Origin of the sequence: Methanobrevibacter sp. (assembly GCF_017468685.1) — an archaeon.
GTDB lineage: Archaea > Methanobacteriota > Methanobacteria > Methanobacteriales > Methanobacteriaceae > Methanocatella.
On record NZ_JAFUHT010000078.1, the window covers coordinates 1 to 1,738 of the forward strand.

General features: G+C 34.9%; 2 protein-coding genes. Both read right to left on the minus strand.

Translation table 11 applies throughout. The features are described 5' to 3' along the window. Nucleotides 1-492: 492 nt before the first annotated feature. Nucleotides 493-939 carry an SUKH-3 domain-containing protein gene (locus tag IJ258_RS10240; protein WP_292806556.1) on the minus strand — a complete coding sequence of 149 codons (447 nt, stop codon included), beginning with the start codon at nt 937-939 and terminating at the stop codon, nt 493-495. A gap of 23 nt (nt 940-962) precedes the next feature. Continuing rightward, a complete protein-coding gene (locus IJ258_RS10245) occupies nt 963-1,652 on the minus strand; it encodes a YwqJ-related putative deaminase (RefSeq protein WP_292806558.1) in 690 nt (229 codons plus the stop codon). Nucleotides 1,653-1,738: the final 86 nt, after the last annotated feature.

Here is a 1,738-nt window from a genome sequence, read left to right on the forward strand (position 1 = left end):
ATAGTATGCTTTTTCTCCCAGAATATCCTTGTACGGATTGAATGATTTTGTCGTAAGGTCTCCATATATGCCATATTCTACATCCTGTATTCCTTCGATTACATCTGCCGTTCCAAATGTTACAGCCCCTAAGCCGGCCGCTCCCATTACACAATTAAACGCAGTACTGGTTATAGGACCGCCTAACGCCGAAGCTACTGCTCCAATTCCTATCAGTCCGATATTTATTCCTCGTTTAACCTTTCTCCAGCCCTCTGCCTTTCTCTCTGCTATATCAGCATTTTTATTTACATCTATATATAGCTCTGTTAGTCCCTCTATTCAAATCTTTATCTAAAAATTTCTATGTATATTTCATAAATTTGTATTATTTCATCAATATCCAGCTAATTACCGACCTCCAATTCAATCGAATTAAAAATGTTGATTATATTTGCAATTTTTAAGAGAAAATATGCAATAAAGCATAAAATACCATTAAAGCATGTTCTATCATTCATTATTATACAATTCTATTAATTGTGGGTTATCCAAAAAAATATTTTTCATAAAAGAATTAATTGAGTTACCACACTCATATAAATTTTTCCAATCTGCTATATAGTATTTACCATTCTTTCCAACATATATTGTATAATCATATAGCCCACCAATTGGAAACAATATATCATCTGCAACTTTATTGTATATATTCATTCTGTCATATTCACCGCCTGCATAATATACAGGGTTAAAATAAATCTCCACATAATTTTTGGATGTTGAACCTTTTCCCCTTATTTTTAAACCACCTAAATTGGATAGTATCTCATTTGCATAGTCATTGTTCTTATAACCTTCCTCACTTAATATTTTTATCCAATCATAAACTTTTTCATGTTCATCAGAAAGAATATCTATTTCTGATAAATATTTATTAAAAATCTCAATATAATCCATCTTTACATGCCTTCTTTCTCAAATTATTGAACAATTTTAATTCCATAAAAATCAAGCAACGGCTGGCAAACATCACAAGGTATCTTTGGTGTACCATGTAACCCACTATAATTACCAACACTTCTAACATTTGCAACCGATATAGTTGCTCCTTCTAAATTTGCTCCTTTATTAATCGCCCTTGAAATTGCATTAACTTCTGCACACTGTCTATTATACATATTAGAATTTCCTAAAGAGTCCATTATAGCTTGTACTTCGCCATTATTTACACCAGCTTTGTTGTAACCGATATAGTATCTACCATCAGAAGTTCTGACAACAGCAACGGTATTAGGTCTTTCAGAATTAGGTAATCCTTGAACTTTATCAGCAAATCGACCTGCAGGGGTTTTCCCATCAATAATACCATTAGTTCCAATTCCGCCAAGTTCTGTTCCAACCTCAGCACTTTCAAGTTCTGCAATTTCACCGCCTGCTTCTGCACTTATGCTTTCTACGCTGGCTGCCTGCATTTCTGAAATTCTAGCTGTTTTAGCAGCCTCAAATTCCGATATTTGAGTTACTTCAGCCACCTGTGCTTTTATTGCTCCCGATGTCTCTAACTCAGCTATCTCAGCCGCTTCTACAGTCTTAGCTTCTACAGCACTTGTCATTTCAATCTCAGATATTTTGGCAGCCTCAATAGCTTCTACAGTCTCCGCTTCGACCACACCTGCAGCATTTTTAGCTGTTAAGTAATTCTTTACTCCCCTTCCGACTCCATATACCATATCGAATGTCATCATGGTTCCTGCTA

What these genes read in the sequence shown, in the direction of transcription:
- IJ258_RS10240 (WP_292806556.1), bottom strand. Translation starts at nt 939, where the DNA reads ATGGATTATATTGAGATTTTTAATAAATATTTATCAGAAATAGATATT.